Origin of the sequence: Bradyrhizobium sp. CB1717 (assembly GCF_029714325.1) — a bacterium.
Taxonomy (GTDB): Bacteria; Pseudomonadota; Alphaproteobacteria; order Rhizobiales; family Xanthobacteraceae; genus Bradyrhizobium.
Genome location: NZ_CP121666.1, coordinates 3,328,154 through 3,352,242, shown reverse-complemented (window position 1 = coordinate 3,352,242; position 24,089 = coordinate 3,328,154). Strand labels below are relative to the sequence as shown.

Below are 24,089 nucleotides of genomic sequence, written 5' to 3'. Positions count from 1 at the left end.
CGGGGAGAGGTCGGAATTCGCACGCAGCGCTCCGTCCACAACGTCATTGCGAGCGCAGCGAAGCAATCCAGAATCTTTCCGCGGAGGAACTCTGGATTGCTTCGCTGCGCTCGCAATGACGCGGAGAAGGCTGCGTATCTCTCTGACACCACCCCCGCGGAGCCTCCCCCTCATCCCACCTCTCTGTAAGCGGGGCGAGGGAGCACACCTGCGCTCGATCGCTACTGTTCCGGCCGAGGCTCCGGGTGCGCGTCTTCCGTGGGGAGTTTCGCGTGCTCCCAGCCATCGGTACCGTCGGGATACCAGGCAACATTGGAATAGCCGTACGCCAAAGCGCGCTTGGCGGCGTTCCAGGACATCCAGCAATCGGCGAGGCAATAGATCACCAGCAGCGCGGACTTGTCGCCGTGCGAGGCAGCCGCGAGGCCGCGCCGGAGATAATCGTCCATGGCCGGCGGCAAATTGCCGTAGCCGGTATCGGGCAGCCACAGGCTGCCCGGAATGTTCCTGCGCGGCGCATCGCGCCACACCGTGCCTTCGGGCAGGTTCTTCGGCTTCGGCGGACGCGGCATCACGTCGATGAACACGCCGCTCTTCGCGCGCCATATGGCCTCGGCGTCAGCTGTAGTGAGCACGCGCGCGCCAACGAGTGTCGCCGGCACCGGCGCGCGGTAATTATCAGTGCGATAGCCCTCGGGCTCGAACGGCTCCTGCTGCTGCGCGAATGCCGGTGCCACCAGAATGACGGCAACCAGGGCGGCGGCAACAGGCTGGCTCATGGCGTCTTCTTGGCGGTCTCCGCACCGAGCGGCCGGTCGCTCTCGTCCAGCAGCGGCACGCCGAAATCGAGCAGGAACTTGTTGATCTCGCCCTGGTTCTCCTGGATCAGCTTGTTGAGCTGCCGCTTCCAGTTCTGATCGGCGGGCCGCACGCCCATGCCGATGCGATAGACCAGCTTCGGGCCCGTCGTTTCCTTCACCAGCGGCGTGACATGGAGCGAAGAGCCGGCCTTCTTGGCATAGTAGCCCGCCATCGGCCCCCACAGCACGCCGGCATCGATCTTGCCGGCGGCGAGGTCGTCGATCATCGCCTGCGCCGAATTGTCGAAGCGCGTGTCGATCATCAGCGGATAGGGCTTTGCATCGCCCATCAGGCCTGCAAGCGCCATGTTGGTCGCCGGCGGCGTGCCGGCGACGATGCCGACATGCTTGCCCTTGAGGCGCGCGTCCTCCAGCGTGTCGACGTCCTCGAGCCCGCTGCCGGCCTTCGCGACGAGCGCATAGGTCGTGCGGTAGTAGGGATTGGTGCCCTGCACGAGGTCATCGCCTTGCGGGAAGCCCATGATGACATCGCAGCGATGCGCGCCCAGCGTCATCCGCACGAAGCCGGTGGCCTGCGGGAAGAACACGTAGTCGAGCTTCTTCTGCAGCTTGTCCGCCAGGAATTCGGCGAGCTTGTTCTCGAAGCCCTCGCCCTTCTCGTTGGAGAACGGCAGATTGCGCGGGTCGGCGCAGACGCGCAGCACCTTTGGATCGACCAGCTCGAACGAGAGGTCTCCGGTCTCGCTCGTCTGCGCCTTGGCGACGTCGCCCAGCACGCAGGCTGCGGCCAGGCTCCACAGCAAGATCAACCAGCGACGATGTCGTCCGGCCTCCGTCATCGCGCTTCCTCCTCGTTTTGTTTGAATGTTATCCATGCAACGCATGACGTGCCATGTTTTGCCAGACTTTGTGCTGGCTGTGCTTTGTTGCAGTGCAATGCGCAAAACCCTTTGAACTGAGGCGGAAAAGTGTCTCGCATTGCTCTCGTGATCGCAGCCTTGTCCCTCGGAGCAGCGACGCTAGCACGCGCCGGGGCAGCCGAATTGCCTGTGAGCGAAGTCGCGCCGGGAATCTTCGTACACTCCGGGACCATCGCCCTGATGAGCCGCGAGAACGAGGGCGACATCGCCAATGTCGGCTTCATCGTCGGCGATGATGCCGTGGCCGTGATCGACACCGGCGGCAGTTTTCGCGAGGGCGAGGCGCTGCTGGCGGCGGTGAAGGCACGCACCACCAAGCCGATCCGGTACGTCATCAACACCCACGGCCATCCGGACCATGTCTTCGGCAATGCCGCCTTCGTGGCGGAGGGAACCAGCTTCGTCGGCCACAGCAAGCTGCCGCAGGCGCTGGCCAGCCGCGGGCCGTTCTATCTCGACAATTTCAGACGCATCATGGGTGGCGAGCTGATCGATCCCGTGAGGATCGTGCCCCCCACCCTGCTCGTGACGGACACACTGACGCTCGACCTTGGCTCACGCCGCCTGACCTTGCGGGCATGGCCGGCCGGGCACAGCGACAACGATCTGACCGTGTTCGACGAGACCACCAAAACCCTGTTCGCAGGCGATCTCGTCTTTCTCCGCCACATTCCGGTGATGGACGGCAGCATTCGCGGCTGGCTCGCCATGCTGAAGGAGCTGGAGGCCATCCCGGCACTGCGCGTCGTTCCCGGTCACGGCCCTGTGAGCGCGTGGCCCGCCGCGCTCAGTGATGAACGGCGTTACCTGTCAACGCTGCTGTCCGACGTCCGCGCACTGAACAAGAAAGGCGAGCCGATCCGCACCGCCGCGGACAAGGCGGCCGCTGAGGAGCGGCCGCACTGGCAGCTGTTCGAGGACTACAACGCCCGCAACGCAACTGCAGCATTTTCGGAAATTGAATGGGAGTAGCGGGCACGCTACGCTCAGGCCGAACTCTGCTTCGCGCGTAGGACCATGACCGGACCATAACCATGACGGGATGCACACGCCGCCTGCCCCTGATCGCCCTGCTCCTCGGCATCACCTTCGCCCTGCCGGCGCAGGCTGAGGAGGCCTACGATCCCTGGCCGGGCCTGGTGCAGGACATCTTCAGCAACCGTCCGATGAACGACGGTGCCGACATCATCGGCATCGAGATGCCGTATCGTGCCGAGGATGCGGCGATCGTGCCGGTGACCCTGCGCAGCAAGCTGTCGCCGGCTGACAGCCGCCGCATCCGCTCGATCACCCTGGTGATCGACCGCAATCCGGCGCCGATGGCCGCGAAGTTCGAGCTCGGCCCGGAGGCCAATGTCACGGAAATCTCGACCCGCGTGCGCGTCAACAACTATACCGACGTCCACGCGGTCGCCGAGCTCAGCGACGGCCAGCTCTACGTCTCGAAAGTCTATGTGAAGGCCTCCGGCGGCTGCTCCGCACCGGCGGGAAAGAACATCGAGGAGGCCAGGAACCGTCTCGGCCAGATGCGCTACCGGCAATTCGCCCGTGAGGACGGTCCCGCGAGCCGCGTCCGCGAAGCGCAGATCATGATCGGCCATCCCAACAATTCCGGGCTGCAGATGGACCAAGTCACGCAGCTCTACATTCCCGCCTTCTTCATCAACCAGCTCAAGCTGACGCAGGACGACAGCCCCGTGCTGTCGATGGAAGGCGGCATCTCGATCTCGGAAGATCCCAACCTGCGCTTCACCTACGTCTCCAACGGCGCCAAGCGTTTTCGCGCGGAAGCCAAGGACACGGACGGGCACGTGTTCCGGAATGAATGGGACGTGGAGAAGCCGGGGACGTAGCGCGCGCGGCTTGCGCTGCCCTTCCCTCTCCCCTTGTGGGAGAGGGTGGCTCGCCGCAGTAGCGGCGAGACGGGTGAGGGGTATGTCTCCGCAGACGAGCGCGCCGTGAGATACCCCTCATCCGGCGCTTCGCGCCACCTTCTCCCACAAGGGGAGAAGGAAGAGACCACCGTTTGCGCAGCAGAAATCAAAAACACCTCACCTCAGCCTCCGCCTGCGCGCGGCGCAAATCATTCACGGCCGAGTTCGCCTGCTCCGAGGTGCGAAATTGCACGCCGAGATTACCGCGGACCTGGGACATGCTGAGCGCAGTCTCTGCGGTCACATAGCGCTCATAGGGCACGATCGAGGCGACCACGTCGATGGAGCAGGAACATTGCTCGATCGCCGACCGTGTCTCTCCATTGGCCTTCATGCAGCCGTAGACATATTCCGCGCGCGCTGAGGTCGGATAGTCATTGGCCTCCCCGGCCCGCGCCACGCAAGCGGTCTCCGCCAATACCGCCAATGCGGCGACAATCGGTCGTAGCTGCCCGGCCAGTTTCATGCGCGTCCTCCCGCTGGTTGCGACCAAAGCTATGCTATGCGTATTGTCCTGAAAAGCATTCTGTCAGAGGAAGCGGCTCACAAGGTGACGAGAGTTTTGGGACGAATATTGGCGCTCGCGGTGACGCTGGTGCTGACGCTGGCTGCACCGGCCCGCGCCGCGGATACCATCCGCCTTGCGGTGCAGAAGACCGGAACATTCTCCTGGGAGCTGGCCGCGATCCGCAGCACCGGCCTCGACAAGGAGGCCGACCTGTCGCTGGAGGTCACTGAGCTCGCCAGCACCGAAGCCGGCAAGATCGCGATGCGTGCAGGCAGCGCCGACATCATCCTGTCGGACTGGTTGTGGGTGTCGCGCGAGCGCGCGCTCGGCGCCAAGCTCACCTTCTATCCCTATTCCAGCGCGCTCGGCGCGGTGATGGTGCCGGCGTCCTCGCCGCTTCAAACGCTCGCCGACCTCAAGGGCCGCAAGCTCGCGGTCGCCGGCGGGGCGATCGACAAGAGCTGGCTGCTGCTGCAGGCGCGAATGAAGCAGGACGGCATCGACCTGAAGTCGGACGCGACCATCGTCTACGGCGCCCCGCCTTTGATCGCGGCCAAGGCCCTCGACGGCGAAATGGATGCGAGCCTCAATTTCTGGAATTTCTGCGCCCAGCTCGAGGCCAAGGGTTTTCGGCGCCTCGCGGGCATCGAGGAGATTTTGCCGAAGCTCGGCGCCAAGGGCGCTGTCTCCGCGGTCGGCTACGTCTTCGACGAGAGCTGGGCCGCGAGCCACAAGGATGCCGTCGCCCGCTTCATCGCGATGACCCGCAAGGCCAAGCAGCTGCTGGTCACATCCGATGCCGCCTGGGACAAGGTCGCGCCGCTCACTGGCACGTCCGATCCGGCCATGCTCAAGACCTACCGCGAGCGCTACCGCGACGGCATTCCGCACCGGAGCATCGACGACGAGGAGAAGGACGCGCGCGTGCTCTATCGCGTGCTGGCCGAGATCGGCGGCCGCGATCTCGTCGGCCCCGCGGCCGAGCTCGATCCCGGCACCTTCTATCACGCCATCCCCGGAGACTGAGGTGCTGCGCCTTCTGTCGTTCGCCCTGTTTCTCGTGATCTGGTGGATTGCCGCACTCCTCGTCGGCGGCGCGAAGCTGCCCTCCCCGCCGGCCGTGCTGCAGGTGATGGTCGCAGAAGCATCAAGCGGCGCGCTGTTCCTGCATCTCGGGGCGACGCTGGCCCGCGTCGCGCTCGCCTTCATCCTGGCGATGTCACTCGGCAGCGCCATCGGCTACCTGATGGGCCGGGTGAAGCTTGCCGACCGGCTCGGCGATCCCTGGCTGATCCTGCTGCTCAATCTGCCGGCGCTCGTCGTGATCGTGCTCGCCTATATCTGGGCCGGGCTCACCGAAGCCGCGGCCATCGCCGCGATCGCCATCAACAAGCTGCCGACGGCCATCGTCACCTTGCGCGAGGGCACGCGCGCGCTCGACCGTTCCCTGGACGAGATGGCGAGCGTGTTCGCGATGCCGCGCTGGCGCGCGTTCCGCCACGTCGTGCTGCCGCAGCTCGCGCCCTATATCGCGGCCTCGGCCCGCTCCGGCCTGTCGCTGGTGTGGAAGATCGTGCTGGTCGCCGAGCTGCTTGGACGGCCGAACGGCGTCGGCTTCGAGATCGGCATCGCCTTCCAGCTGTTCGACACGCCGCGGCTGCTGGCCTATTCGCTGACATTCGCCGCCGTCGTGCTCGTCATCGAGACCTTGCTGGTGCAGCCGTTCGAAGCCCGCGCAAACAGGTGGCGGCCCCGTGCGGCTTGAGGTCGATATCACAGGCAAGACCTTCAGGAGTGCCGCGGGCGGAACGCACGAGGTGCTGGCGCCGGTCAAGTTCGCGCTTCAATCCGGCGAGGTCGGCGTGCTGATCGGCCCGTCCGGCTGCGGCAAGAGCACGATGCTGCGCATCATCCTGGGATTGGACCACGACTTTGGAGGCCGCATCGCGCGGCCGCCGGAGGCGCGGATCGGCATGGTGTTCCAGGAGCCGCGACTGCTGCCGTGGCGCTCGGTCGAGCAGAATGTGCGGCTGGCGGCGCCCGATGTCACCGAAGCCAAGCTGTCCGAGCTGTTCAGGATTTTGGAGCTGGAAGCCCATCGCAGCCACTTCCCCGGCGAATTGTCGCTGGGGCTTGCCCGCCGCGTCGCGCTCGCGCGCGCCTTTGCGGTCGAGCCCGATCTCCTGGTGCTCGACGAGCCCCTGGCCTCGCTCGACGACGCCCTCGCCGGCCGCCTGCGTGACGAGATCGCGACGCTGGTGGCGAGCCGCCCGGTGATGACGCTTTTGGTGACACACAGCCTGGACGATGCAGTGCGCCTGGGCGACCGGCTGTTCTTCCTGTCGCCGCGGCCGGCGCGGATCGTGGCCGAGGTGCCTATCGGCATCCCGCGCGACATGCGCGGCGAAGCCGAGATTGCGGCGATCAAGTCCGGCCTCGCCCAACGGATTCACGGCGACCGCACTGAGCGAGATGTCTCATAGCCGGTCGCCTGGCGGACGTGCTAGACAGGCCGGCGGCGGAGTTGACGATGACGCGAACAGTCACCCTCGCAACGCTTGGTCTTGCAGCGCTCAGCCTCGCACTCGTTGCGATGACGGCGGGCGCGCAGGACATGATGCGTGGCGTCGACCTTACCTCCCCCGCGATGGTCTCGGCCGAAATGACGAGGCCAGAGGTCGAGGCCGTGCTGGCCAAAGCGAGCCCAGCGCAACCTGCCGATTTCACCGGCAAACGCCTGTCGGGTCTCGATCTCTCGGGGCTGGACCTGTCCAACGCGGTTCTCCGCGCCGCGCGGCTCAACAAGACGATACTCCGAGACGCCAGGCTTGACCGCGCGATCCTCGATCAGGCGTGGCTGCTGGATGCGGATCTGACCGGCGCAAGCCTGAAAGGCGCCAATCTGTTCGCCTCGCAAATGGCCCGCGCGCGTCTCGACGGCGCGAACCTGTCGGGAGCGCGCATCGCTGCCGACCTCACCGGCGCCAGCCTGGTCGGCGCCTCGATCGCGGACGCGCATCTTGGCGCCGATATGCGCAACCAGTCGATGGGACTGATGCGCGCGGTGCTGAGATCCGCCAACCTGGAACGGCTGAACGCGCGCAACGCCGATTTGTCGCGTGTCGACCTCGAATTCGCAGTCCTCAGGGGCGCCGATCTGAGCGGCGCATCACTGAAAAACGCCCAGCTCGGTGGAGCCGATCTGACCGGCGCCATCGTCATCGACGCGGACTTCGACGGCGCCGATCTCGTCTCGGCAAAGCTGATCGCACCGAACGGCCTTGACCGCGCCAAAAATTTCGACAAGGCAAAGAACCGCGAGCGCCTGATCAGGGAATGACGGCGCGCCTTTGGGAGGGACTGGCTGATGCGTTGGAATCTGGCTTTGATCGCGTTGTTGACGCTTGCCGGCGAAGCCGCCGCGCAGACCAAGGGCAAGGGCATAAGGCTGTGGAATCTGACGACGGAGACGATCTCCGGCTTCCAGCTCTCGCCCGCCGGCAAGGCCGACTGGGGACCGAACCAGTGTCTCAACGACAAGGACAAGGAGGTCGACCATGACGAGCGGCTGCGCATCACCGGCGTCGAGCCCGGCCGCTACGACGCCAAGGTCAGCTATCCCAGCGCGCGGCAGTGCATCGTCCGCGACATCGAGATCAGGGCGGACGCCGTGTTCTCGATCGCCGACAAGGACCTGAAGGACTGCACGAAGTAGCCGCAAGCACCTCCCCTCATCCTTGTAAGTTTCGACTCACTGGATCGGATAGAGTGTCCGGTGCGGTAGCGGACGGGAGACCGCCTCATCCCAGGGCTTTGAAGCCCGAGCCTCAGCGCGGCGCCCCGTCCGTTGTTCCATTGAACCCGAACAGTCGCGAGGGCCGCCTGGCGAGCCCGATTGCGCAAGGATGGGTGCAGATGGACGCGATCTATATTGGCATTGATGTATCGAAGGACCGGCTGGACGTGCATTTGCGTCCGAGCGGGGAAGCCTTTGCCGTGGCGCGTGACGGCAAAGGCTTGGAAGACCTTGTTGCTCGTCTGCAGGCCTGTTCGCCAACGCTGATTGCAGTGGAAGCGACGGGCGGCTTCGAGACCATTGTCGCGGCGGCGCTGGCCGGCGCCCAACTGCCGCTGGTGGTGGTCAATCCGGCCCAAATCCGGCACTTCGCGCAGGCCGTTGGCCAGCGCGCCAAGACCGATCCGATCGATGCGGCAGTCATCGCGCGGTTTGTCGAGGCGGTGAAGCCGACGCCGCGTGCCATGCCAGATCAGGAAGCCCGGCTGCTGGCCGAACTGGTCAGCCGCCGACGGCAGATCATCGAGATGATCGTTGCCGAGCGCCAGCGCGAGAAGCGGGCCGAGAATGTCCGCGTTCGCAAGAGCCTTGCCCGCCACATCAAGGTCCTCGAGAAGGAGCTGCTGGAGATCGACAACGACATCGACACGCTGGTGCGCGGTTCGCCGGTCTGGCGCGCCAAGGAGGAGTTGCTGGTGAGCTTTCCGGGTGTAAGCAACACGCTCGCCCGCACCTTCCTGGCCGAGGTGCCCGAGCTCGGCACCCTCAATCGGCGCCAGATCGCAAGCCTCGCCGGCCTTGCTCCGTTCACCCGCCAATCCGGCCGCTGGAAGGGCAAGAGCATGATCGGCGGCGGGCGAGCCGCACTGCGCGCCGGGCTCTACATGGCCGCTCTCTCGGCCAGCCGACACCATCCGCAGCTCAAGCTCTTCTATCAACGCCTGCTGATCGCCGGGAAGCCGAAGATGGTGGCCCTCATCGCCGTCGCTCGCAAAGTCCTCACCATCCTCAACGCCATGCTCAGGGACCAAAAACAATGGCAACCCGCTTGACGAAGAACACAGTCGCTGAGGAGCCTGCGAAGCAGGCGTCTCGAAGGATGGCTGCGAGCGAGAGCCGGGCCTGCATGGTTCGAGACGCGCTTCGCGCTCCTCACCATGAGGATCTTAGAGCAGCGCGCCCGGCTTACGCCTTGTCGTTCGGGTGCGGATATTCGCAGCGCCAGCGCACCGCCTGCCATTTCGGATGCTCGCCGACCCATTGCGCGATATAGGGCGGCGCGGCCATCACGCATTGGCGGGGCGACCCCGAATAGTTGAACACCAGATGCTGCTCCTCGCAAGTCGCAGGCGAGAGCACCGCACACACAGTCACCACAAGGTCGATCGGGTTCATTCCGGGATCCTCTCGCCGGGGGCAATCGAGACTAGCACGATAGGTTACGTGTCAGGGAGCGGGAAGTTTCAATCGGACGTCAGGATGGGGGAACTACCTCCGTCCCCTCTCCGCGCACGTCGGTAGAGGCGAAACAAGCGCGCTAAAAATTCACCCCGAACACCAGTCGCGCCTGATGGCGCTCGAAATTGACGAGGTCGAGATTGCCGCCTGCGCCGGTCGGGCGCCCCCAGGCCTGCATGCTCCAGCTCAGGGTCAGCCGCGACTTCTCCGATAGCTGGAAATAGGCCGTCGGCCCGACAAACAGAGCCTGGCCTGAGAACTCGCCGAGGCCGATGCCCTCATATTGCCGGAAATAGCGCATCTCGCCGCCGAGCAGCACATTGGGGCGCACCCGCGCCAGGGCGGCAAACGCCGCGCCGATGGTCGAACTCTTCTCGGACGTCCCCGCCACCTCGAAGCGCGCCCATTCCGGCTGATAGATCAAATTGAGCGCGCCGATGACGAAGTTCGGAACGAGCTCGCGGTCGAAGGCGAGCGTGAAGTCGGTGCCGTACATCCGCCCCTTGGCGCCGCTGGTCTCGTCGATACGGTCGCCATGGAGCTCGGCGGAGATGGTGAGACCGAACGGGGCACGCTCGCGATCAAGCAGGCGGTAACGCAGGTCGAGCGAGGCGCCCTGGAAATTGAACTGGCGGCGGTCGTCGATGTCAGGGACGCCGGTGATGTCGTGCAGGCTGGCCGTGCCGCCGAGCTCGATGCGGAAGTTCGGCAGCGGCACCACTTCGATCTCGACCTCCTGCGCGAGGGCACGATAGGCGCCGCCGCCCTTGCCGAAGCGGCCCGTGGTCTGGGTCTGGAATTCGCGCTCACCGACGTTGCCGACATCGGTGCCGATCATGAAGCCGAAGATGTGCTCGGTATCAAAACCCTCTTCGGCGCCTGCGCATGCCGGCGCGAGCGCGACCGTGCACGCGACCGCCATCCGAATTGTGTGGGCTCCAATGCGCATCCGGCGAACACTACCACGGCTCCGATGGCATTCGCCACCGAAGCCGCGGCAGGTTCGTCAGTCTTACTTGCGCGCAGCGCAGGCGTACATGTTGATTTCCATGCCGACCGGCACTTCCACGATCTTCGGAGCTTTCCAAGCCATTCGGGGTCTCCCAAGGGATTGAGCGCGACATCGCGCGGGGCAAAACCTAGGGCTGCATCATGCACAGCGCAAGCTGGAATCGAGCCGCGAATAAAGCGAACTGTCGAATATTGCTTGCGAATTTCGCTCTCGTGCAAATCGCCTTCGCTCCCAGTCAAGCGCTACCGCAGCAATCGCAGCAGCGCCCGGCCGGCGCGCGAGTTGAGCTCCTTTGCGTCCAGCGTTCCGTCCTTGTCGGGATTGGCCGCGTTGAAGCGCTGCTCCACCACGGACAGATATTCGTCGAGCGTGAGCGTGCCGTCACGATCGGGATCGGCGGCGGCGAGCTCCTTCGCCGTTAACCGTCCGCGCAATTCACGCGCGTCCAGCGTGCCGTCGTGATCGGGATCGAGCTTGGCGAACAGCGCGCTCGCAGCCTTCTTCACTTCGGCAAGATCGAGCGTCCCGTCATTGTCGGTATCGAACATCTTGACGGCGGATGCCGACCAGGCGGGGCCGGACAGAACTGCAAGCGTGAGCGCAAGTGCAACAGAACGACGCGATATCATCAAGACCTCCCAGACCAAGAGCCCCGATTCAAGCGGGATCAAGGCAACATAAGTCGGCAAGGCGAGCCCAGGAAGCGGAATTACAACCCGCGCGCCGCACAACCCCAGGGAACCCAACTGCCCGCACCTGTGCCCGAGCACTGCGCCATGCCGCGGAATTTTTCCAGCGCCTGCACGCAAGTGAGAGTCGTCTGTAAGGTCTCCGTCAGGTGACTGGCATCCGGCGTTCAACATATCCGCGTCGCGATTACGACTTTCGTATTGACGCGTTTTGCATTCGGGCGGAGTGTTGCCGTCGCAGCGTCAAAAGGCGCGCATATTGGGAGGAACGGATGAAACGCTTTGCGATGGCCGCGAGCCTCGTCATGCTTGCATCGACGTGTGCGTACGCACAGACCACCGAGCAGCTGGTCAAGGGCGCGACCGATACATCGAACGTTCTCAACTACGGGATGGGCTACAATCTGCAGCGCTTCTCGACGCTGAACCAGATCAACAAGGACACCGTCAAGAACCTCGTCCCGGTCTGGAACTACTCCTTCAATGACGATCGCAGCGAGGAATCGCAGCCGCTGGTGTACCAGGGCGTGATCTACGTGACCTCCCACAACGCGACCATGGCGGTCGATGCCAAGACCGGCAAGCAGATCTGGAAATCCAAGATCGAATATCCCGCCGAGACGCCGCGCATCGTCTGCTGCGGCATCATCAACCGCGGCGCGGCGCTCTACGACGGCAAGGTGTTCCGCACCACGTTGGATGCCAACGTGATCGCGCTCGACGCCAAGGACGGCAAGGAGCTGTGGCGGCAGAAGGCGGCCGACATCAAGGAAGGCTATTCGATGACGGTGGCGCCACTGGTCGCCGACGGTGTCGTCATCACCGGCATCTCCGGCGCCGAGTTCGGCACCCGCGGCTTCATCGACGGCTGGGATCCGGCGACGGGCAAGCATCTCTGGCGCACCCATTCGATCCCCTCGCCGGACGAGCCCGGCGGCGACACCTGGAAGGGCGACACCTGGAAGCTCGGCGGCGGCTCGACCTGGATCACCGGGTCCTACGATCCCGAGCTGAACACGGTGTATTGGGGCATCGGCAATCCCGGCCCGTTCAATTCGGCGGTGCGCCCCGGCGACAATCTCTACACCTGCTCCGTGCTGGCGATGGATCCCAAGACCGGCAAGATCAAGTGGCACTACCAGTTCTCGCCGAACAATCCGTTCGACTATGACTCGGTGGCCGAGATGGTGCTCGCCGACATGAACGTCGAAGGCAAGCCGACCAAGGTGCTGATGGACGCCAACCGCAACGGCTTCTTCTACGTGCTCGACCGCACCAATGGAAAGCTGCTCGCGGCCAACCCCTACGTGAAGGTCAACTGGGCAACCGGCATCGACATGAAGACGGGCCGTCCGATCGAGACCGATGTCAGCAAGGACGCGCGCGAGGGCAAAAAGGTGACGGTCTATCCGTCGATCCTCGGCGGCAAGAACTGGGAGCCGATGTCGTTCAACCCGCAGACCGGCCTCGCCTACGCCAACACCCTCGCCTTCGGCGGCAGGTACAAGACCGAACCTGTTACCTTCAAGCAGGGTGAATGGTATCTCGGCATGGACCTCACCGACCTCTGGGAATGGGGTGACGGCGCGCGCGGTCATCTGAAGGCGATCGATCCCATGACCGGCAAGGCCAAGTGGGAAGCTCCCGCCGACATTCCGCGCTTCTCCGGAGTGCTGTCGACCGCGGGCGGCGTCGTGTTCACGGGCGCGCTGACCGGCGAGTTCGAGGCTTTCGATGCCGACAGCGGCAAGAAGCTCTGGCAGTTCCAGACCGGCTCCGGCATCGAGGGACAACCGGTGACCTGGCAGCAGGACGGCGTGCAGTATGTCGCGGTCACAAGCGGCTATGGCGGCGTCTACTCGCTGTTCTCCGGTGACGAGCGGCTTGCCAAGGTGCCGCCCGGCGGCTCGCTGTGGGTTTTTGCGGTCAAGCAGTAACCACGGCACGATGCTGAAAGACGTAGCCCAGAAGACGGTGGCGACGATCGCCACCGTCGCGATGCTGACGGTCGCGCTTGCGGCGACCGTCCGCGCCGCCGATGACGCAACCGGCAATCCCCTGCAGACGCAGATCGACCACGGCAAGTCGACCTATGCTTCGAAATGCTCGCACTGCCACGGCCCGAACATGATGAACTCCGGCACCATCACGCCGGATTTGCGCGCCTTTCCCGACGACAAGACGCGCTTCGTCACTACCGTGAAGAACGGCAAGAACAACAAGATGCCGCCCTGGGGCGATATCCTGAGCGACGACGATATCGGTGATCTCTGGGCCTTCGTCTCGAGTCGGAGGAAGCCATGAGACGCTGGCTCGCGGTGTGGAGCGTTGCTGCGATGCTCGCGGCGGCCACCGCGCATGCGGCCGACGATCCGCTGAAAATCTGTCTCGACGAGGACCGGCCGCCGCTCTCGGTGCATCACAAGGGCAAGCCGGACGCCGGCTTCGACGTGCTGCTGGCGCAGGCGATTGCGGAGCGTCTTGGCCGGCCGCTGAAGATCCAGTGGTTCGAAAGCAAGCTGGACGAGGATTCCAGCCCGCAGCTCGAGGCCAATGCACTGCTCTCCGACGGGCGCTGCGCGCTGGTCGGCGGCTACGCGCTGACGATGGATTCCCTCGTCAAGCCCGGCATGAAGACGGCGCGCCTGCCGGACTTCGCCGGGGCCACCCGCGATGACCGGCGCCGCCGCGTCGCGCTTGGCGTGCTCGCACCGAGCCGGCCTTACGTCTATTCGCCCATGACGGTGGTGCTCGGACCGAAGGCGCAGGGGCGCAAGATCGCCGACATCGGCGATCTCGCCGGCCTCCGCCTCGTGATCGAGAGCGGCTCGCTCGGCGATGCCATCCTGATGACCTTCGACAAGGGACGCCTGATCGACAGCATCACGCATCTCGTCCCCGGCCGCGACGACCTCCTCGGCGCGCTCAACCGCGGCGACCATGACGCGACGCTGATTGACCTCGGCCGCTTCGACGCCTATCGCGCCGCGCATCCCGATACGGCGATCACCGCGTCCGGCTACTACTACCCGATCGGCGCCAATCGCGGCTATGTGGGGCTCGCCAGCGAGCCCGCGCTGATCGAGGCGGTCAACAAGGCGCTGACGGAGCTTGCCGCGGAAGGCAAGATCGCAGAGTTCGGCAAGCAGGCCGGCCTGACCTATCTGCCGCCGCGCGAGCCGGCGATCCTGGGCGATGTCTGGATGAAGATCATTCAGCGGTGACGTGACCTCACGTACCTCCACATAGCCGGTGTCATGCCCCGGCTCGACCGGGGCATCCCGTACGCCGCGGCCCGTCGATTGGACCACAACTGTCTCGGGGTGCTGGATCGCCCGGTCAAGCCGGGCGATGACAGCGGAGGGTGTGGTGCGCCCCTCGTGCGACGTTAAAGTGCCGACGTCATTCCGTGCTATGCTTTGCATTTCATTCGCCCATTCGGTGCCCTGTGAATTCACCGACCATTCCTTCTGCCGCCGATCTGCGCGACGTCCTCTCCCGGGAGATCAAGACCCGCGAGCTCGCGCGCGCGCTGATCGTCGTCGGCCCGATGGTGGCGGCCTATTTCATCGCGCGCGAGACGGCGCTGCTCAATCTCGCCCTGGTCGCGGTCTCGCTGCTCATTCCCGCGCTCAGGCTGCACCTTCCGCCCAAGGTGGTCGCGTGGCACTACCTTGCCATTCTCGTCACCTTTTCCGCGCTTTTTCTCGCTGCTCCGATCAAGCCGTTGTTCGCGGTGCTGACGGCGCTTGCCGGCTTCCTGGCGGTGGCGGGGACGCGCTATGGCGAGCATTTCCGCACCCTCGGCAATTGGGTGTTCATTCCCGCCGTCTATCTCGCCTGTGAAGTGCGGGAAGGTGTCAGCGCGTCCGAGGCGCTGCGGCATGCCGGCGTGATCATCGTGTCCTCTCCGATCGCGCTGGCGCTGGTCTGCGCCATCCAGATTTACGACCGGCGCCGGCGCGGCGGTGCCGCTTCGACCTCGTTCGGGCCGCCCGCGGACGCGTGGTTTCTGCCCGCGCTCGCAACCGCCATGGCGGTGTTCGCTGCGGCCGCGCTGGTCGAGCTCCTCGACCTTGCGCAGGGGCAATGGGTGATGTGGTCGGCCGCAAGCGTCGTCGTCGGCGATCTCGCCGCCTCCACCGGCAAGCTGAAGCAGCGGGCGATCGGCGCCCTCGTCGGCGTGCCGCTCGGCTTCCTCGCCGGCATGGCGCTGCCGCAAAGCCGGGTCGGCTATGCGGTCGCTGTGCTCGCGGCCACCCTCACGCTGATCTCGTTATCCCGCTATATCGTCGGCTTCGGCCTGCGCTGCTTCTTCATTGCGCTGGCTGCGTCCTTTGCCGGCGGCGCCAGCGGCATCGCCGAGGAGCGCATCGTCAACGTCCTGATCGGCGGCACCTTCGGCCTGATTGCAGTGGCGCTGACCGAAATCGTCTGGCTGCGGGTCGTACGAAAGGTGCGACCGTCCGGGTGACGCCCAAATGAGCAGCGCCGCTTTCTCGAATGCGCCAATCTGTCTCGCCTGCCGCCCATGCCGGCGCCAGCCCGATGCAGTACCTTCGGCAAAAACCGGGGAGAGAATCATGTCCGCCAAACTCGATCGCCGCCATTTCGTCGCCGCCGGTAGCGCCGCACTCGCGATGCCCTTTCTCTCGCGCAGCGCCTCGGCACAGGGCACACCGCAAGGCACCTGGCCGTCACGGCAGATCCGCATGATTTGTAGCTATCCCGCCGGCGGGCAGACCGACCTGCTCGCGCGCGCCTATGGCGAATTCATCTCCAAGCAGGTCGGCAAGACCGTCGTCGTCGAGAACAAGCCCGGCGCCGCCGGCGCGATCGGCACCGCGGAAGTCGCCCGTGCGGAGCCCGACGGCCACACCATCCTGTGCTCGATCTCGACCACCTACATCATGAACCGGGTGGTGATGAAGAACCCGGGCTACGACATGGACAAGGATCTGACGCTGGTCAGCGTCATTCCGGGCGCCGGCCTGTTGCTGGTGGCGAACCCCAAGACCGGCGTCAAGACGCTGGAGGATTTCGTCGCCTTCGCGCGCAAGAGCGGCAAGGTGAATTTCGGCACCTACAGCGCGGGTTCGGCGCCGCACATGACGATCAACGAGCTCAACAAGCAGTACGGCCTCACCATCGAGCCGGTGCACTATCGCGGCGAAGCGCCGATGTGGACGGGCATGCTGGAGGGCACGCTCGATGCCGCCATGGGAAGCTACACGGCCGCGCAGTCGGTTCTGCAAAGCGACCGCGGCACCGTGTTCGCGGTGCATTCGAAGAAGGTCGACGCAATCCCGACCGTGAAGACGCTGCCCGAACAGGGCGCGACCTCAAAGTTCTTCACGGTGAGCGGTTTCTCGGGATGGGCCGTGCCGAAGGCGACGCCACAGCCGGTGGTCGACCGCCTCGCCGAGCTCTGCGTCGCCGCCAACAACGATCCGAAGGTGAAGGAGGTTCTCGCGACCTTCGTGCTCGAACCCGCGATCGGCTTCAAGGAGACCAACGAGCTGTATCGGCGCGAGCTGCCGATCTGGATCGAGAGCGCAAAGTCGCTCGGGCTCGAGCCGGCCTGAACCTTGGGCAAGGCGCAGCGGAAAAGCGTCCGCTGGGCGGCCCGGCGTCCGACCAAAGCCTAGTGTTGGAAACGCATTTTCACGCTATGATTGTGCCGTTGCCGTGGGGCCGCGTGGGGCGGACAAGAAGGGCCGATCGCATGACACCGGATGCAGTCGCCGTTGGCGTTATGGTCATCCTGCTCTTTCCGATGGGCTATTTCACGCTGGCATCGCCCGCCTTCCTGCTGGTGAAGCTCGATATCCAGCCCGTCGCGCAGTTGCTGCGCGGAATGTTCAACGCCCATTTCCTGGTGATGCGCGTTGCCGGCGTCGTCGGAACGGTGATTCTCCTGCTCGACGGCCGCCTGCTTGCCGCGATGGGCGTCGGCGTGCTCGCGGCCCTGGCGATCTGGGGACGCCGCTGGTTCATGCAACGGATGGACGACCAGCTCAACGCGAGGGACGCCGGCGATACCGAGGCTCCGCGCCGGTTGCGCCGGCTGCATTGGAGCGGAATGCTGGGCAATGCGGCGCTGCTCGTCGCTCTCGTGGCGAGCATTCCCTATATTGCGAGGACTGCGTAACCCCGTCGGCCACCTCGCCGGAAATGCTCCGGCGTGCGCCTAATGTTCGCCCGAGGCCGCCGTGCCCTGCTGGGCCTTGTGGATCGAGGACGGCACCACGCCGAAATATTTCCGGAACACGCGGCTGAAATGCGATGAGCTGGAGAACCCCCAGGAGAACGCCACGTCGGTGATGGTCTTGCCGGCGTGCGCCTCGAGCTCCTGCCGGCAGTTCTGCAGGCGAGCCTGCCAGATGTAGTCGCTCACCGTGGTGCCGCGCTCGGAGAACAGCATGTGCAGATAGCGCTTGGAGCAGCCGAGTTCGGCGGAGATCTGGTCGATGCACAGGTCGGGATCGCGCAGGTGCTCGCGGATGAAGAACTGGGCACGCACATACATCGCTTCGGGCCCGACGCGGTCGAACATCGTGTCGGCTTCGCGTAGCGGCAGCAGCAGCAGGTCGATCAGCGAATCGGCGACGCCGACCGCGCTGTTCGCGGACAGTTTTGCCGCCTCGTCGAAGGTCGCATGGACGAAATCATGGGCGATCCGCCCCGTCCCCGTCTTCGCCGACAATTTGCACGCAGGCATCCGCTGCGAGGGGAATCCGCGGTCGCGCAGCAGCGCCTTCGGCACGATCACCACATCGTGACGCGTGAAGGCGGGACTGATGATCGAATGCGGGCAGGAGACGTCATAGGCGATGATGTCGCCCGGATTGATTTCGATGTGGCGGCCTTCCTGCTCGAAATACGACACCCCGTAGGTCTGGAAGTGAATTTTTATGTACGGGTGTTCATTGGCCTTGGCGCGCGCCATCGTGTGCGCGATGCGATGCTGGCTGACCTCGATCTGGCAGAGCTTCAGGCGCGAGACCGTGGTGTAGTCGATGCGACCTTCGAGCGAGGACGCCTCCAGCGGATCGACGTCGAAATACCCGCACAGGCTCGTCAGCCCGTCGATCCAACTCTGGATCTGCCGCTTCGGCGTCATTCCGGTCGTCGAAAGCGTGTGAATGGTGTCGGACATTAATCCAGCCACTGGTTTGATCCGGAGATTCGACGCGAATCGCGACCAGCGCCACCGGAGCCCTCAGCCGTGATTGCGTGACGTTTACCTCGAATTTGAGCGGTCTTTTGCAACGAGCGCCATCGTTCCATTGCCACTCTTGAAACTTAATCCTCCGCCTTAGTTGCAGCGCCGTCAAGGGGAACCTGAGCGTTGAAGGCAGTGCAAAAGGCTTACCGAAGCCGCTGAATTCGCTACTGCAAAATCAAAATCTTCGCCTCCGTGCGCTGTCAAGCAAACCGCCTTCTCTCTTGGGCAAGTTTCCCGATGGGGAAGTGGTTAGGGATTGCGGCAGGAACAACAAGAACGGGCCGCTCCTGCACGTGGACCCGTGGCTCTCATCAGGAGGAGGAAACACCACAGCATCGTTTCTGGTCCCAAAGTGACCGCCCTGCACGAGCAGACGCCGGACGAGAAGCCCGGTGATTGAGCAATGCTTCGGAAACAATAAACGAGACCAACGGAGGAAATGACTATGCGCAAGGTGCTACTGGCGACCTATCTTGGCTCCGCGGCGGCTCTCGCCGTCGGGAGCGCTTCAGCCAATGACGAGCTGATCAAGATGTCGCAGAACCCGAAGGACTGGGTAATGCCGGCGGGGGACTACGCCAATACCCGCTATTCCAAGCTGAACCAGATCAACGCACAAAACGTGGGCAAGCTCCAGGTCGCCTGGACCTTCTCGACCGGCGTGCTGCGCGGCCATGAAGGCGGCCCGCTGATCATCGGCAACGTCATGTATGTCCATACGCCGTTCCCGAACAAGGTCTACGCTATTGACCTTTCCAATGAGAACAAGATCATCTGGAAGTACGAGCCCAAGCAGGACCCGAACGTCATTCCGGTGATGTGCTGCGACACGGTGAATCGCGGCTTGGCCTATGGCGACGGCAAGATCATCCTGCATCAGGCCGACACCAACCTCGTCGCTCTCGATGCCAAGACAGGCCAGGTGGCCTGGAGTTCGACCAACGGCAACCCTGCGAAGGGTGAGACCGGCACCTCGGCGGCGCTCATCGTCAAGGACAAGGTCCTGGTCGGCATCTCCGGCGGCGAATTCGGCGTGCAGTGTCACGTCACCGCTTACGATCTGAAGAGCGGCAAGCAAGTCTGGCGCGCCTTCTCGGAAGGTCCGGATGACCAGATCAAGGTCGATCCGGCCAAGACGACGTCGCTCGGCAAGCCGGTCGGAGCCGACTCCTCGCTGAAGACCTGGCAAGGCGATCAGTGGAAGATCGGCGGCGGCTGCACCTGGGGCTGGATGTCCTACGATCCCGCTCTGAACCTGGTCTATTACGGGTCGGGCAACCCCTCGACCTGGAATCCGAAGCAGCGTCCGGGCGACAACAAATGGTCGATGACCATCTTCGCGCGCGACGCCGACACCGGCATGGCCAAGTGGGTCTATCAGATGACGCCCCACGACGAGTGGGACTATGACGGCGTCAACGAGATGATCCTCTCGGATCAGCAGATCAACGGCCAGGCGCGCAAGCTCCTGACCCATTTCGATCGCAACGGTCTCGCCTACACCATGGACCGTGAGAACGGCGAGTTGCTGGTCGCCGAAAAATACGATCCGAAGGTGAACTGGACCTCCGGCGTCGACATGGACAAGAACTCGCCGACCTATGGCCGTCCGAAGGTGCTCGACGCAGCTTCGACCGACAAGGCCGGTGAAGACCACAACGTGAAGGGCATCTGCCCGGCCGCGCTCGGCACCAAGGACGAGCAGCCGGCAGCCTACTCGCCGGAGACGCAGCTGTTCTACGTCCCGACCAACCACGTCTGCATGGACTACGAGCCGTTCAAGGTGAGCTACACCGCGGGCCAGCCCTATGTGGGTGCGACGCTCTCGATGTATCCGCCGCAGGGTGAAAGCCACATGGGCAATTTCATCGCCTGGGACGGCAAGACCGGCAAGATCGTCTGGTCGAACAAGGAGCAGTTCTCGGTCTGGTCGGGTGCGCTCGCAACCGCCGGCGGCGTGGTGTTCTACGGCACGCTCGAAGGCTACCTGAAGGCGGTCGACGCCAAGTCCGGCAAGGAGCTCTACAAGTTCAAGACTCCCTCCGGCATCATCGGCAACGTCACGACCTATGAGAACGGCGGCAAGCAGTATGTCGCAGTGCTCTCCGGCGTCGGTGGCTGGGCCGGCATTGGTCTGGCCGCCGGCCTGACCGATCCGACCGCCGGTCTCGGCGCGGTCGGCGGCTACGCGGCCCTCAGCAACTACACGGCGCTCGGCGGTACGCTGACCGTGTTCTCGCTGCCGACGAACTAGGCCTCTCAGCATCGCTCCGGCGCGTGGATCGCTCCACGCGCCGGCTCGTCTCCACCGAACGCCTTCCGAGGAAAAATCTCTTGCGTAAAATCTGCTTTGTCATTGCTGCGATGATCTTCGTTGGGTCGGGAGGAATTGCGACCGCGGACGGTCCGGGCGACCCGGCCGCCGTGAAGAAAGAAGACGACGGGAAATGGCTCGATAAGGAAGGAAACCCGACCTACAAGATTTCGGCCGACGGCACCGTGGACTGGTTCACCTATTCCGGCTACCGCCGCTATCACTCCGACTGCCACGTCTGCCATGGCCCCGACGGCATGGGATCCACCTACGCACCGGCGCTGAAGGATTCCGTCAAGACCATGAGCTATGGCGACTTCCTTGGCGTCGTCGCCTCCGGTCGCAAGAACATCTCGACCGCGCAGGAGAACGTCATGCCCGCCTTCGGCGACAACCCCAACGTCGCCTGCTACATGGATGATCTCTATGTCTATCTGCGCGCGCGCTCCGACGAGGCGTGGGGCCGACAGCGTCCCTCCAAGAAGGAGGAGAAGAATGAGGCCTACACCAAGGCCGAAGACGCCTGCATGGGCAAGAAATGAACGTTGCGAGGACCGCCGGGACTACGTCCTGGCGTCTTACGAGAATTTGAGGAGCTACCAATGAAGACACGTGCCGCCGTCGCTTTCGAAGCAAAGAAGCCGCTCGAGATCGTCGAAGTCGACCTGGAAGGGCCCAAGGCCGGCGAGGTCCTGGTCGAGATCAAGGCAACGGGCATCTGCCACACCGACGCCTACACGCTCGACGGTTTCGACAGCGAGGGAATCTTCCCGTCGATCCTGGGCCATGAGGGCGCCGGGATCATCCGCGAGATCGGCCCCGGCGTGACCTCGGTGAAGCCGGGTGACCACGTCATTCCGCTCTACACGCCGGAATGCCGGCAGTGCAAAAGCTGCCTGAGCCAGAAGACCAATCTCTGCACCGCGATTCGCGCGACGCAGGGCAAGGGCGTGATGCCCGACGGCACCAGCCGCTTCTCCTACAAGGGCAAGCCGATCTACCACTACATGGGCTGCTCGACCTTCTCGAACTTCACCGTGCTGCCGGAGATCGCGGTCGCCAAGATCCGCGAGGACGCGCCGTTCGACAAGAGCTGCTACATCGGCTGCGGCGTCACCACCGGCGTCGGCGCCGTCGTCAACACCGCCAAGGTCGAGCCGGGCGCCAACGTGGTCGTGTTCGGCCTCGGCGGCATCGGCCTCAACGTGATCCAGGGTGCCAAGATGGCTGGCGCCGACAAGATCATCGGCGTCGACGTCAACGACTCCAAGGAGGATTGGGGCCGCCGGTTCGGCATGACCCACTTCGTCAATCCCAAGAAGATCACCGGCGACATCGTCCCGCATCTCGTCAACCTGACCGACGGCGGCGCCGACTACACCTTCGACTGCACCGGCAACACCACCGTGATGCGCCAGGCGCTGGAAGCCTGCCATCGCGGCTGGGGCACCTCGATCATCATCGGCGTCGCCGAAGCCGGCAAGGAGATCGCCACCCGCCCGTTCCAGCTCGTCACCGGGCGCAACTGGCGCGGCACCGCGTTCGGCGGCGCGCGCGGCCGCACCGACGTGCCGAAGATCGTCGACTGGTACATGAACGGAAAGATCCAGATCGATCCGATGATCACCCACGTGCTCAAGCTCGAAGAGATCAACAAGGGCTTTGACCTCATGCACGAGGGCAAATCCATCCGTTCAGTCGTCGTGTACTAGCCCTAAGACATCACACCCAGGAGGATCGACCCATGACTGTTGCACTCCATCCATCGATCGACAACGGCGTCAAGCAGGGGAGCGGCAGCTTTGCCGGCGGCACCCTGGTCTGCAAATGCAGCGACCATCCGGTCAAGGTCGGCGTCAAGGGCGACGTCGCCCACAATCACGCCTGCGGCTGCACCAAATGCTGGAAGCCGCAAGGCGCGACGTTCTCCGTCGTCGCCGTGGTGCCACGCCAGAACGTCACCGTGCTCGAGAACGGCGACAAGCTCCAGATCGTCGACCCCTCGGCGGTGATCCAGCGCTATGCCTGCAAGGCCTGCGGCACGCACATGTACGGCCGCATCGAGAACAAGAACCATCCGTTCTACGGACTCGACTTCATCCATCCCGAACTGTTCCAGGAGCAGGGCTCGCAGGCGCCGCAATTCGCCGCCTTCGTCTCCTCGGTGATCGAATCCGGCGTGAAGCCGGAGCAGATGGCCGGCATCCGTTCGCGGCTGAAGGAAATCGGGCTCGAGCCCTATGACTGCCTGTCGCCGGCGCTGATGGACGCGATCGCGACCCACGTGGCCAAAGCCAAGGCCGCCTGAACAAGGCAGCTTGGACTGAACGGGCCGTCTGAACCGGCGGCCCACGCTCTCGCCACGCCCGTCCGATCGCTGGTTGCCCAACTCCCAACCGGACGGGCCTGGCCCCGGACGATCGCGGCGAAGCCGCCTCCTCGCCTGCGATGGACTGGCGAGAACCATCGGCTCCCTCAGTCCTGGTCTCTGAATGACTGCGCAGGGCCGCCAACTTCCGTCTTGAAGTTTGCGGCGCTTGCGTTTCTCCCTCCCTCGACTGAGGCATCCTGCTTCGTCCGCGCAGTCATACTGTCGGACGAAGCTTTTTTTGTGCACCTCGCCTTCGCGGCCGCAATGAACGCGGCGTGATGCCGCGCCCTGCTTTTGACAAATCATCGATGCAATCTTTTCCCGCCGAGAACACTCGGCTGTGAACGCCGGGCCGGCGCGATCTCTGCTAGGCTCGCGCCGTCACGATGCCGCACGACGTTCAATCAATTAAGAACAACACGGGGGGATCGAGCACATCCAGACATCGCCATCGGCGTTCCTGCCTCCCTCCGGGATTTGCCCGCGCGGGATGACGGCGGGATGTCGCACCACGACGCACAAACCACCGCTGACTCACGTCGGCGATTTGAATTCGGCATGCTTATGAAGAGCGAGGGACGATCATGATCAAGGTGAAGATCAACGGCCAGGAACAGAGCTGGGACGGCGACCCGGATCTCCCGCTACTCTGGTTCTTGCGTGACGAGGCCGGGCTGACCGGGACCAAGTTCGGCTGCGGCCAGGCCCTGTGCGGCGCCTGCACCGTCATCGTCGACAAGCAAGCCGTGCGCGCCTGCATCACGTCCGTGAACGACGTCGCCGGACGCGAGGTCACGACGATCGAGGGGCTGCACCCGAGCGGCGATCACCCGGTTCAAAAGGCCTGGCGCCAGGTCAACGTTCCCCAATGTGGCTTCTGCCAGGCCGGCCAGATCATGCAGGCAGCCGCGCTTCTGATGGACAATCCAAAGCCGTCGCACGACCAGATCCGCGAGGCGATGGCCGGCAACATCTGCCGCTGCGGCTGCTATCAGCGCATCGAGAACGCGGTCCATCTCGCATCGACGGGAGTGTGAC

Annotated in this window: 27 protein-coding genes; 19 read left to right on the top strand and 8 right to left on the bottom strand. The window is 64.4% G+C overall.

Annotation, left to right across the window (positions count from 1 at the left end; translation table 11 throughout):
• Window positions 1-221 precede the first annotated feature (221 nt).
• The gene (locus tag QA649_RS15800) at window positions 222-779 is read right to left on the bottom strand and encodes a PQQ-dependent catabolism-associated CXXCW motif protein (RefSeq protein ID WP_283024997.1); all 558 of its coding nucleotides are present in this window, start codon (window positions 777-779) and stop codon (window positions 222-224) included.
• Window positions 776-1,660 (bottom strand): substrate-binding domain-containing protein, encoded by an 885-nt coding sequence (locus QA649_RS15795; protein WP_283024996.1) that lies wholly within the window; start codon window positions 1,658-1,660, stop codon window positions 776-778. The genes QA649_RS15800 and QA649_RS15795 overlap by 4 nt, the downstream gene beginning before the upstream one ends.
• 129 nt (window positions 1,661-1,789) lie before the next feature.
• Here QA649_RS15795 and QA649_RS15790 point away from each other — a divergent pair, with 129 nt between their 5' ends.
• Together QA649_RS15790 and QA649_RS15785 are read left to right on the top strand one after the other, a co-directional pair.
• Window positions 1,790-2,713, top strand: coding sequence for a quinoprotein relay system zinc metallohydrolase 2 (locus QA649_RS15790; protein WP_283024995.1), 924 nt, complete (start codon window positions 1,790-1,792; stop codon window positions 2,711-2,713).
• Window positions 2,714-2,775: 62 nt separating this feature from the next.
• Window positions 2,776-3,594, top strand: coding sequence for a quinoprotein dehydrogenase-associated SoxYZ-like carrier (locus QA649_RS15785; RefSeq protein ID WP_283024994.1), 819 nt, complete (start codon window positions 2,776-2,778; stop codon window positions 3,592-3,594).
• A gap of 187 nt (window positions 3,595-3,781) precedes the next feature.
• On the opposite strand, the gene QA649_RS15780 is transcribed toward QA649_RS15785, so the two are convergent.
• Window positions 3,782-4,141 carry a hypothetical protein gene (locus QA649_RS15780; protein ID WP_283024993.1) on the bottom strand — a complete coding sequence of 120 codons (360 nt, stop codon included), beginning with the start codon at window positions 4,139-4,141 and terminating at the stop codon, window positions 3,782-3,784.
• Between the two features lie 36 nt (window positions 4,142-4,177).
• Here QA649_RS15780 and QA649_RS15775 point away from each other — a divergent pair, with 36 nt between their 5' ends.
• From QA649_RS15775 to QA649_RS15750, 6 genes are all read left to right on the top strand, one after another.
• Window positions 4,178-5,209: an ABC transporter substrate-binding protein gene (locus QA649_RS15775; RefSeq protein ID WP_283024992.1), complete on the top strand. Its 1,032-nt coding sequence runs from the start codon at window positions 4,178-4,180 to the stop codon at window positions 5,207-5,209.
• A gap of 1 nt (window position 5,210) precedes the next feature.
• On the top strand, window positions 5,211-5,948 hold the full coding sequence (locus tag QA649_RS15770) for an ABC transporter permease subunit (protein WP_018642681.1): 738 nt from the start codon (window positions 5,211-5,213) through the stop codon (window positions 5,946-5,948).
• The gene (locus tag QA649_RS15765; RefSeq protein ID WP_283024991.1) at window positions 5,938-6,666 is read left to right on the top strand and encodes an ABC transporter ATP-binding protein; all 729 of its coding nucleotides are present in this window, start codon (window positions 5,938-5,940) and stop codon (window positions 6,664-6,666) included. The genes QA649_RS15770 and QA649_RS15765 overlap by 11 nt, the downstream gene beginning before the upstream one ends.
• Before the next feature lie 47 nt (window positions 6,667-6,713).
• Window positions 6,714-7,523 carry a pentapeptide repeat-containing protein gene (locus QA649_RS15760; RefSeq protein WP_283024990.1) on the top strand — a complete coding sequence of 270 codons (810 nt, stop codon included), beginning with the start codon at window positions 6,714-6,716 and terminating at the stop codon, window positions 7,521-7,523.
• A gap of 27 nt (window positions 7,524-7,550) precedes the next feature.
• Entirely contained in the window at window positions 7,551-7,898 is a 348-nt protein-coding gene (locus QA649_RS15755) for a hypothetical protein (protein WP_283024989.1), read from the top strand.
• A gap of 200 nt (window positions 7,899-8,098) precedes the next feature.
• On the top strand, window positions 8,099-9,031 hold the full coding sequence (locus QA649_RS15750; protein WP_283026035.1) for a transposase: 933 nt from the start codon (window positions 8,099-8,101) through the stop codon (window positions 9,029-9,031).
• A 133-nt stretch (window positions 9,032-9,164) separates the two neighbouring features.
• On the opposite strand, the gene QA649_RS15745 is transcribed toward QA649_RS15750, so the two are convergent.
• The 4 genes from QA649_RS15745 to QA649_RS15730 form a co-directional block, all read right to left on the bottom strand.
• Window positions 9,165-9,374 carry a hypothetical protein gene (locus tag QA649_RS15745; RefSeq protein ID WP_018642677.1) on the bottom strand — a complete coding sequence of 70 codons (210 nt, stop codon included), beginning with the start codon at window positions 9,372-9,374 and terminating at the stop codon, window positions 9,165-9,167.
• A gap of 142 nt (window positions 9,375-9,516) precedes the next feature.
• On the bottom strand, window positions 9,517-10,359 hold the full coding sequence (locus QA649_RS15740; protein ID WP_283024988.1) for a hypothetical protein: 843 nt from the start codon (window positions 10,357-10,359) through the stop codon (window positions 9,517-9,519).
• Window positions 10,360-10,449: 90 nt separating this feature from the next.
• The gene (gene pqqA, locus QA649_RS15735) at window positions 10,450-10,530 is read right to left on the bottom strand and encodes a pyrroloquinoline quinone precursor peptide PqqA (protein ID WP_012029362.1); all 81 of its coding nucleotides are present in this window, start codon (window positions 10,528-10,530) and stop codon (window positions 10,450-10,452) included.
• 161 nt (window positions 10,531-10,691) lie between these two features.
• Complete coding sequence (locus QA649_RS15730; protein ID WP_026311941.1) at window positions 10,692-11,078, bottom strand: EF-hand domain-containing protein; 387 nt, start codon at window positions 11,076-11,078, stop codon at window positions 10,692-10,694.
• Between the two features lie 332 nt (window positions 11,079-11,410).
• Here QA649_RS15730 and QA649_RS15725 point away from each other — a divergent pair, with 332 nt between their 5' ends.
• From QA649_RS15725 to QA649_RS15700, 6 genes are all read left to right on the top strand, one after another.
• Entirely contained in the window at window positions 11,411-13,075 is a 1,665-nt protein-coding gene (locus tag QA649_RS15725; protein ID WP_283024987.1) for a methanol/ethanol family PQQ-dependent dehydrogenase, read from the top strand.
• A 10-nt stretch (window positions 13,076-13,085) separates the two neighbouring features.
• Window positions 13,086-13,442 (top strand): cytochrome c, encoded by a 357-nt coding sequence (locus QA649_RS15720; protein ID WP_283024986.1) that lies wholly within the window; start codon window positions 13,086-13,088, stop codon window positions 13,440-13,442.
• Window positions 13,439-14,362, top strand: a complete 924-nt coding sequence (locus tag QA649_RS15715) for a transporter substrate-binding domain-containing protein (protein WP_283024985.1) — start codon at window positions 13,439-13,441, stop codon at window positions 14,360-14,362. The genes QA649_RS15720 and QA649_RS15715 overlap by 4 nt, the downstream gene beginning before the upstream one ends.
• A gap of 224 nt (window positions 14,363-14,586) precedes the next feature.
• Window positions 14,587-15,612: an FUSC family protein gene (locus tag QA649_RS15710; RefSeq protein WP_283024984.1), complete on the top strand. Its 1,026-nt coding sequence runs from the start codon at window positions 14,587-14,589 to the stop codon at window positions 15,610-15,612.
• A 109-nt stretch (window positions 15,613-15,721) separates the two neighbouring features.
• A complete protein-coding gene (locus tag QA649_RS15705) occupies window positions 15,722-16,723 on the top strand; it encodes a tripartite tricarboxylate transporter substrate binding protein (RefSeq protein WP_283024983.1) in 1,002 nt (333 codons plus the stop codon).
• Between the two features lie 140 nt (window positions 16,724-16,863).
• Window positions 16,864-17,289 carry a hypothetical protein gene (locus QA649_RS15700; protein ID WP_283024982.1) on the top strand — a complete coding sequence of 142 codons (426 nt, stop codon included), beginning with the start codon at window positions 16,864-16,866 and terminating at the stop codon, window positions 17,287-17,289.
• Between the two features lie 39 nt (window positions 17,290-17,328).
• Here QA649_RS15700 and QA649_RS15695 read toward each other — a convergent pair whose 3' ends face one another.
• Window positions 17,329-18,297: a helix-turn-helix domain-containing protein gene (locus QA649_RS15695; RefSeq protein ID WP_018642669.1), complete on the bottom strand. Its 969-nt coding sequence runs from the start codon at window positions 18,295-18,297 to the stop codon at window positions 17,329-17,331.
• A 514-nt stretch (window positions 18,298-18,811) separates the two neighbouring features.
• Between QA649_RS15695 and xoxF5 the strand changes: the two genes are divergently transcribed.
• The 5 genes from xoxF5 to QA649_RS15670 all read left to right on the top strand — a co-directional run bounded on the left by xoxF5 (window position 18,812) and on the right by QA649_RS15670 (window position 24,088).
• A complete protein-coding gene (gene xoxF5 / locus QA649_RS15690) occupies window positions 18,812-20,620 on the top strand; it encodes a lanthanide-dependent methanol dehydrogenase XoxF5 (protein ID WP_283024981.1) in 1,809 nt (602 codons plus the stop codon).
• A 110-nt stretch (window positions 20,621-20,730) separates the two neighbouring features.
• Window positions 20,731-21,222 carry a c-type cytochrome, methanol metabolism-related gene (locus tag QA649_RS15685; protein ID WP_026311940.1) on the top strand — a complete coding sequence of 164 codons (492 nt, stop codon included), beginning with the start codon at window positions 20,731-20,733 and terminating at the stop codon, window positions 21,220-21,222.
• Window positions 21,223-21,282: 60 nt separating this feature from the next.
• Entirely contained in the window at window positions 21,283-22,392 is a 1,110-nt protein-coding gene (locus tag QA649_RS15680) for an S-(hydroxymethyl)glutathione dehydrogenase/class III alcohol dehydrogenase (protein ID WP_011088955.1), read from the top strand.
• A 32-nt stretch (window positions 22,393-22,424) separates the two neighbouring features.
• Entirely contained in the window at window positions 22,425-22,988 is a 564-nt protein-coding gene (gene gfa / locus QA649_RS15675) for an S-(hydroxymethyl)glutathione synthase (protein ID WP_283024980.1), read from the top strand.
• Window positions 22,989-23,635: 647 nt separating this feature from the next.
• Window positions 23,636-24,088, top strand: coding sequence for a (2Fe-2S)-binding protein (locus tag QA649_RS15670; protein WP_260389275.1), 453 nt, complete (start codon window positions 23,636-23,638; stop codon window positions 24,086-24,088).
• Window position 24,089: the final 1 nt, after the last annotated feature.

Bases quoted from the DNA above. Each gene is read 5' to 3' on its own strand.
- pqqA (WP_012029362.1), bottom strand. From the start codon at position 10,530: ATGGCTTGGAAAGCTCCGAAGATCGTGGAAGTGCCGGTCGGCATGGAA.
- QA649_RS15695 (WP_018642669.1), bottom strand. From the start codon at position 18,297: ATGTCCGACACCATTCACACGCTTTCGACGACCGGAATGACGCCGAAG.
- QA649_RS15700 (WP_283024982.1), top strand. From the start codon at position 16,864: ATGACACCGGATGCAGTCGCCGTTGGCGTTATGGTCATCCTGCTCTTT.
- QA649_RS15685 (WP_026311940.1), top strand. From the start codon at position 20,731: ATGATCTTCGTTGGGTCGGGAGGAATTGCGACCGCGGACGGTCCGGGC.
- QA649_RS15745 (WP_018642677.1), bottom strand. From the start codon at position 9,374: ATGAACCCGATCGACCTTGTGGTGACTGTGTGTGCGGTGCTCTCGCCT.
- QA649_RS15795 (WP_283024996.1), bottom strand. From the start codon at position 1,660: ATGACGGAGGCCGGACGACATCGTCGCTGGTTGATCTTGCTGTGGAGC.
- QA649_RS15680 (WP_011088955.1), top strand. From the start codon at position 21,283: ATGAAGACACGTGCCGCCGTCGCTTTCGAAGCAAAGAAGCCGCTCGAG.
- QA649_RS15800 (WP_283024997.1), bottom strand. From the start codon at position 779: ATGAGCCAGCCTGTTGCCGCCGCCCTGGTTGCCGTCATTCTGGTGGCA.
- QA649_RS15750 (WP_283026035.1), top strand. From the start codon at position 8,099: ATGGACGCGATCTATATTGGCATTGATGTATCGAAGGACCGGCTGGAC.
- QA649_RS15725 (WP_283024987.1), top strand. From the start codon at position 11,411: ATGAAACGCTTTGCGATGGCCGCGAGCCTCGTCATGCTTGCATCGACG.
- gfa (WP_283024980.1), top strand. From the start codon at position 22,425: ATGACTGTTGCACTCCATCCATCGATCGACAACGGCGTCAAGCAGGGG.
- xoxF5 (WP_283024981.1), top strand. From the start codon at position 18,812: ATGCGCAAGGTGCTACTGGCGACCTATCTTGGCTCCGCGGCGGCTCTC.
- QA649_RS15720 (WP_283024986.1), top strand. From the start codon at position 13,086: ATGCTGAAAGACGTAGCCCAGAAGACGGTGGCGACGATCGCCACCGTC.
- QA649_RS15705 (WP_283024983.1), top strand. From the start codon at position 15,722: ATGTCCGCCAAACTCGATCGCCGCCATTTCGTCGCCGCCGGTAGCGCC.
- QA649_RS15715 (WP_283024985.1), top strand. From the start codon at position 13,439: ATGAGACGCTGGCTCGCGGTGTGGAGCGTTGCTGCGATGCTCGCGGCG.
- QA649_RS15740 (WP_283024988.1), bottom strand. From the start codon at position 10,359: ATGGCGGTCGCGTGCACGGTCGCGCTCGCGCCGGCATGCGCAGGCGCC.
- QA649_RS15670 (WP_260389275.1), top strand. From the start codon at position 23,636: ATGATCAAGGTGAAGATCAACGGCCAGGAACAGAGCTGGGACGGCGAC.
- QA649_RS15775 (WP_283024992.1), top strand. From the start codon at position 4,178: ATGCGTATTGTCCTGAAAAGCATTCTGTCAGAGGAAGCGGCTCACAAG.
- QA649_RS15780 (WP_283024993.1), bottom strand. From the start codon at position 4,141: ATGAAACTGGCCGGGCAGCTACGACCGATTGTCGCCGCATTGGCGGTA.
- QA649_RS15760 (WP_283024990.1), top strand. From the start codon at position 6,714: ATGACGCGAACAGTCACCCTCGCAACGCTTGGTCTTGCAGCGCTCAGC.
- QA649_RS15785 (WP_283024994.1), top strand. From the start codon at position 2,776: ATGACGGGATGCACACGCCGCCTGCCCCTGATCGCCCTGCTCCTCGGC.
- QA649_RS15730 (WP_026311941.1), bottom strand. From the start codon at position 11,078: ATGATATCGCGTCGTTCTGTTGCACTTGCGCTCACGCTTGCAGTTCTG.
- QA649_RS15755 (WP_283024989.1), top strand. From the start codon at position 7,551: ATGCGTTGGAATCTGGCTTTGATCGCGTTGTTGACGCTTGCCGGCGAA.